We start from the raw sequence: 6,391 nt of genomic DNA, 5'->3' as shown, positions 1-6,391 counted from the left end.
GATCCGCTGCTCACCGGCCAGGGCCCGGAAAACTGCGTGATCTGCCACGGCAGCTAGGCGCTGCCTCACGGGCAGGCGGCGCTTTCCGGTAGCTGCAGGAATGTTTTATAAGCTTGTCCATTATGGGCATGAGCAACACCGACCGGGCCGTGCAGCTTTTCCGCGAACTCATGGGCCGTGGACCCGACCGTGCGCTGCAGCCGCGCAGCATGAAGGGCCTGTGCAGGAGCATGAACTGCTCGCGGGCCACGGTTAAACGCGCACTGGAAAACCTGCGTGAAATGGGCCACGACATCCCCTTTCACGCCGAGACCAACGGCTACTACATCGAGGCGAGCAGCGAGCACGCCATGCAGGCCATCCCCATGCAGTTCTCAGGAGCCGAGCTCAGGGCTCTGCTGGCCATGCACGAACTGCTGAGCCGACTGGAACCCGACCTGAGCGACCGGTTTACCGCACCGGTAAAAGAACTGGTCGAGCGCGAGCTGGGGCGCGACCGCAGCCAGGTTGACCGCATACGCATACTGGGCATAGGCAGCAGGGACACGCCCGAGGACACCTTTGAGACGCTGGCCGAGGCCACCATGGAACGACGGCGCGTCAACATTACCTACCACGCCCGGGGCAAGGACGAGCAGACCAAGCGCGACATCTCGCCGCAGCGTCTGGTGAGCTACCGCGGTGCCTGGTACCTCGACGCCTGGTGCCACATGCGAGAGGACCTGCGCATGTTTTCGCTCGACTGCATACTCGACTACAGCGTGCTCGAAGAGGCAGCCACCGATGTTGATGATGAGCAGCTCGACGACCACGTGAAAAGTACCTACGGTATTTTTCCGGGTGCCGTGACCGGCACGGCCGTACTCAGGTTCAACCCGCACCGCGCGCGCTGGGTCGAGAGCGAACTGTGGCATCCCGAACAGAAGGGCCAACGCCTCGAAGACGGCAGCTATGAACTGAGCGTGCCCTACGGACGCAGCGAGGAGCTGATGATGGACATCCTCAAGTACGGCCCCGACGTAGAGGTCATCGGCCCGCCCGAACTGCGCGAGTTGGTGGCGACCCGTTTGCGCGAGGCTTCGGGTAGTTATTCGGCCGGCTGAAGAGCGTCGGCCTCGTAATCCCACTCGTGCAGGCCGCGTTCGACCTCGGGAAAGTACAGCGCGAGTTTTATCGGGCGGTCGGGCTCAAGATGGGCCAGCAACTCGCCGTAAGCCTGCAGCTGGTCCTGGTAGTGCTCCTTCTTTTCGGCCAGGTACTTCTCGCGCGCAGCGGCCTCGTCCAGGCCGGCAAACTCGCCTTGGCCAAACGGCACCCGGCCGGTCTTGTAGTCCACGATCCAGCGCACGCCTTTTTCTACAAAGCTGCGATCGATACTGGCCGAGGTAATTTCTGACTGGCCTGACACCTCGGCCACCATCGTTAAGTCCCACTCGTAGCGATCGTCTTCCTGTCTGCCCAGCAGCCAGCGGCCCTTGTCGTCGGCCAGCGCACGGCCCAGGGCAGCTACCGCCTCGTCCGCCAGGTCGTCGAGCCGGTCATGCAGTGCCCCCTCGGCCGCCAAGGCCTGCCTGATGCGCGGCTTCTCTCGCTCAAGTCGCTCGGTGTCCCAGCCCTCCATCGCGTCGTGGCCGATGCGCTCGAGCCACTTGTGCACGACGGTGCCTTTCTGCAGCGCGCTGCGGTCGGTTGTCATGGCCTCGGCGTGTACGGGCTTGCCGGTTTCAGAAGGTCGGCGCAGGCGCAGGCTGTCGGCCACCGGCGGCGGTGCTGCGGGCAAGGCGAAGTCAGCACGCAGGCGGGTGAGTTGTTGGCCGGTAACAACGTCATTGCCGGCAGCATCGGCATCGGTGGCAGCATCTGCATCGGCGGCAGCAACATCATCCACGCTCACGATTCTTTCGTCGTATTGGTCTTCAACGGCCGGCCAGAGAGCTCCCAGCAGCGCTCCCCTGCCGGGAGTCTTCAGCTCTCCGGCCTCATCGCGAGATACGGCCGGGGTCGAGAGCACCAGTCGATGACAGGCGCGGGTCGCGGCCACGTAAGCCACACGCAGAACCTCGGCGTCGCTGCGGGTTTTTTCGCGGGCCTGGAGAAACTTGAACTTGCCGTCGTCCTCGCTGCGGCGCCCGCGCTCGGGCTGGGGAGCCGCTATGGTCATCAAGCCCGTGCCCGGCTCCGTCTCCCAGGCCACCGGCGACGTCTTGTTGCCGCCGGTGCCTGTGCCCAGGCCGGGCAGCACCACGGTGTCCCACTCCAGGCCCTTGGCCTTGTGCATGGTCATGAACTCAACGGCGATGTCGGGATCGGGATCGGCCGCCGCCATCAGGTCCGCCATGCGGCTTTCCAACTCGTCAAAATCAACATGGCCACCCTGCTCCACGGTGGCCAGCAGGTCCAGAAAACGTCGCGCGTCGAGCATAGCCGTGTCGTCGGCCCAGGCAGCTCCGCCCAGCTCAAGCCACGCGGCTTCGACAACGCGGGCCACCGACACACGCCCCAGCAGGCCACGCGACCGGTCAACAACCGACAGTACGCGGCCCGCGCGCTCACGGCCGTCCTCGCTCATGCCGCCAAGCGCTGCATCGTCAGTGAGCAACTCGGTCACCGTCTGGTAATGAGGCAGGAGCGCGCCCTTCACCCCGCGCGCGTCACGCCTGGCCTTGCTGGTCCGAGCGACCTCGGGCTCTACGAGTATGCACAGGTCTTCGAGCGCGACGCCGCCAAGTGGCGATCTTAACAAGGCCAGGCCGCTCAGCCGGTCCGAGCGGTGGACGATAAAACTCGCCAGCGAGCGCAAGTCCTGGACAACGGCCCTGTCGGCGAGGTAGTCCATCTCCACGGCGGAAAATGGCACCCCAAGGCGCCTCAGTTCGGCCATCAAGCCGCGCCCGTGCTTACGCGCCCTGGCAAGCACGGCCACCTTGCCGCCCTTGCCGTCGCTCGCTCGTGCGCGTGCCCCGGGAATCAGCTCATCGCGTATCAGCCGCGCCAGGCCGCGAGCTTCGGCCGCCTGTAGCTCGGCGGCGGTTGGCGTATCTTCTTCATCCCCATCGACAGCCCAACCCAACAGTTCAATGGGTGAGCCTTCGCCGGCGGCCGGCCGCGCGTTGCCCGGCGCAAACGCCACCACGCCCTGCTCGGCGTCGTCCTCAGCGCCCATCGTCTGGGCAAACACGCGGTTGACCCAGTCGATGATCGACTCCTCCGACCTGAAGTTCACCGTCAGCCTGATCGGCTCAAGCTGCACGCTGGGAAACAGCGAGTGCTGGCGCGCCGCCTCCAGGAACAACCCGACCTCGGCCTTGCGGAAGCGGTAGATCGACTGCATGGGATCACCCACCACGAACAGGGTACGACCGTCCTCGGCTCCCCACTCGCCGGTAAGACGACGCACAAGCTCGCACTGCAACACGTTGGTGTCCTGGAACTCGTCGACCAACAGGTGCTCGATGCGACGGTCGAGGTTTTCGAGCAGCCGGCCCGGCTCTTCGACACTGCCCAGTGCAGCAATGGCGCGTACGGATACTTCCGAAAAATCTACCTGCCCCTGCTCGCGGAACACCTGCCACAGTTCGGCGTGGGCCATGAGCAGGATCTTGAAAAAAGCCTTGAGCGCCGCCCTGCCCTCCGGCGAAAACCTGGAAGAAGACGGGAAGCTCTTGTCGGCTATGGCCACCAGCCCACTTAGCAAAGGATGACCGTCGTCGAGTTGCTCTCGTACCAGCTCCAGCAGTTCGCCGTAGTCCTGCTTGAGCTGGCTCTTTTTGGGCGCGCCTACCGCGACGGTGACCGACTTACGAACGGTACCCGACTTCGTCAGCAGCAGCGCCGATAAGCCTCGCCACGCGGCTACGCAGTCGGGTTCAACACCGAGGTCTGCGGGCTGGTTAAAAGTCGGCCAGTCGCAGACGCGGCCGTCGTCCTGCAACTGGGCGCGTGTAGCTCGGGCGATGTCGGCTGCACCGCTGGCCAGTTCTGCGGGCAGCGCTGCTTCGAGTCGCGCGAGCTGGCGTCCCATCAACTCCGCGAACCCCTGCTCCACTCGATCTATCATGAGGTCGGCACGGTCGGGGTCGTTCATGTCGACGGCCGCACCGGCCCACTGCTCGCGCCGGCCCAGCATGGCCTCGAGCTGTTCTTCCAGGCCGTCGCCGCGCAACTCCGTGCGTTCAAGCGCCAGGGTTATCGATGCGCCGAGCTCGCTGTCCTCACCCGCGCGCGCCATCACTCGCCTCACCGCCTTGCGGTAGAGCGGCCTGGCGTCAACGGCCAGGTCCGGCCGCGCACCGAAACGACTCAGCAGCGGCGTGCGCTCGGCCAGGCGCGCGCACAGGCTGTCTATTGTCACCAGCTCCAGCCGGCCCGGGTCGTCTACCAGGTTCCAGCCGTCTGCCTCGCTGCGTTCGACAACGGCGCGAGCCAGGCGGTAGCGTTCCTGTTCGTAGTCGCCCTCGGGCTCGGTGCCCGTGGCCGCCTCGCGCAGGGCGTTGCTTATGCGCTCGCGCATTTCACCAGCGGCCTTGCGCGTGAAAGTTATCGCCACCACGGCCTCCGGGCGGGAGGCTGTTGCCAGCAGTCGAAGCATACGGCGCACCAGCAGCTCGGTCTTACCCGAGCCGGCCGGCGCCTGCACTACAAAGCTCGCAGAGGGGTCGAGCGCGCGTCTGCGTTCAGCCGCGTCGGCGGGAGGCGCCTGTGCCATCGAAGCAGCGCTCACCGTTCGTCCTCCCCATCGTCGATTTCTTCTACCTGCCCTTCGAATACCCGACACAGGGGCTGGCGGTGACAGTAGCGGCAAACACTGGCGTCCAGCGGGTCAACCGGTGCCGCACCCTGGGCATAGTCGGTGGCCAGCTGATCGAAATCGCGGCGCCACTGGGCCAGCTGTACTTCCCAACCGGGCCAGTTGTCCTTTTCTTTAGGCTCGCTACCAGTGAGTGGAAAATCGGGTGGCGAGCCAAAGCCCAGGTCCTCGCGCGACACCAGGTTTGCGAACGACGCCGTGACCACGTTGGCGCCGGGCGCGACCTCACCGCCGACCGTACCATTCTCGGCAACGGCCAGTGCGTAAATCGGCAGCTGCGGCTCGCGCGGTCGCTCGCCCATCCACTTGTTGTAGCCCGACTTCATCGATGAGGTCTTGTAGTCGATCACAGCCAGGCCGCCGTCGGCCAGTTCGTCTATTCGGTCTATGCGCATGGGCGCCAGCTCGACGCCGGCCAGGGTGACGCGGCTGTCGGCCTCTGTCGCGACGACCTTCCAGTCTCCCGCCCTGCTTTCACGTTCGAAGTGCAGCCACGCCAGGGCGATGCCCACCATCCAGGAACGAGTTGCCGGCACCAGGCCGGCGGAGGCCAGGGCGTGCTGCTCGGCGAGCATCTCGTCGGCCGCATTTTCTACCAGTTGCCTGAGCTGGTCGTCTGTCTTTGCCCGAAGCGTGACCGAGTTGCCCAGTTCGTCCCAGGTCTTCTCCAGTAAATCGTGAACCAGCGTGCCACGATCGGTGGCAGCAAGACCCGGTGCCGGTGTCTCGAGTGCTTCCACGTGCAAGCGGCGTGAGGCCAGCGCCCGAAACGGGCACTCCGACTGGTCCTTGAGCAGGTTCGTACCGCCGCTCAATACCAAGGCGGCCGGCGTCGAGTCGACGGCGCGCGGCACGAGTTGTTCCTGTCTCTTGGAACTGTCGGCTGGGCGATACCAGGTCTCGTGGTCCACAGCAGGCGCGTCGTCCAGCTCGCCAAGCATAGGGCCGACAAGCATAGCGCAGGGCTGCAAGGGCTGGTCGCTGTCGCCCTGCCTGGCGCAGCTGGCATGCACGTTTTTGGCACTGCCCAGCAGGCGCTCCCAGACGCGACGGGCGAAATCGAGCTCCACCTCGGGTGATGATCTCGGCTGGCCGGTCTCGGCCTGCCAGTGGGCGGGCAGAAGCGGCTGCGGTGCGGCCGACGCCGGAAAACTACCGGCGTCGAAGCCCACGAGGAACGCGTGGTCGAACTCAAGACCCGCAGCGTCGAGCACGCCCAGCACCTGCACCTGCAGGCCAGAGGAAGCCGCCTGCGCCAGCGAGTCGCCGGCTAGTCGGCGCGTGCGGTCCAGTGCCTGCGCGCGTGTCATGCTCGGAGCAACAGTGGTCATGGCGGTCAGCTCGGCCAGCACATCGCGCCAGCGGGCAAACGCCACGCCCTCGGTGGCCGATAGTCCGCCGCCGGGCCACGACACCGAGTGCAGGCGGGCCGAGAACCGCTCGGCCCACTGGACTGGACTTGCAGGCTCGTCGTCTTTGAGCAGCTCGGCCAGGCGCTTGATGCCGGCGGCTGTCGTGCCTGCGCCTGCCTTTTTCAATCGATAGACAAGATAGTCGAACGACACCGTCCAGGCGTTGTCATTT

At 65.6% G+C, this 6,391-nt stretch carries 3 protein-coding genes; 1 reads left to right on the top strand and 2 read right to left on the bottom strand.

The annotated features are described in order from the left end of the window. Positions 1 to 122: 122 nt before the first annotated feature. Positions 123 to 1,103, top strand: coding sequence for a WYL domain-containing transcriptional regulator (locus EYQ35_01255; protein HIF62768.1), 981 nt, complete (start codon positions 123 to 125; stop codon positions 1,101 to 1,103). On the opposite strand, the gene EYQ35_01250 is transcribed toward EYQ35_01255, so the two are convergent. Beyond that, positions 1,088 to 4,720, bottom strand: coding sequence for a hypothetical protein (locus EYQ35_01250; GenBank protein HIF62767.1), 3,633 nt, complete (start codon positions 4,718 to 4,720; stop codon positions 1,088 to 1,090). The genes EYQ35_01255 and EYQ35_01250 overlap by 16 nt on opposite strands. Then, on the bottom strand, positions 4,717 to 6,391 hold a 1,675-nt coding region (locus tag EYQ35_01245), incomplete at its 5' end, for a hypothetical protein (GenBank protein HIF62766.1). The genes EYQ35_01245 and EYQ35_01250, both read right to left, overlap by 4 nt.

This window comes from Candidatus Binatota bacterium (assembly GCA_012960245.1).
Classification (GTDB): domain Bacteria; phylum Desulfobacterota; class Binatia; order UBA1149; family UBA1149; genus UBA1149.
The sequence above is the reverse complement of the archived record's forward strand: the minus strand, read 5'-3'. Positions and strand labels throughout refer to the sequence as shown.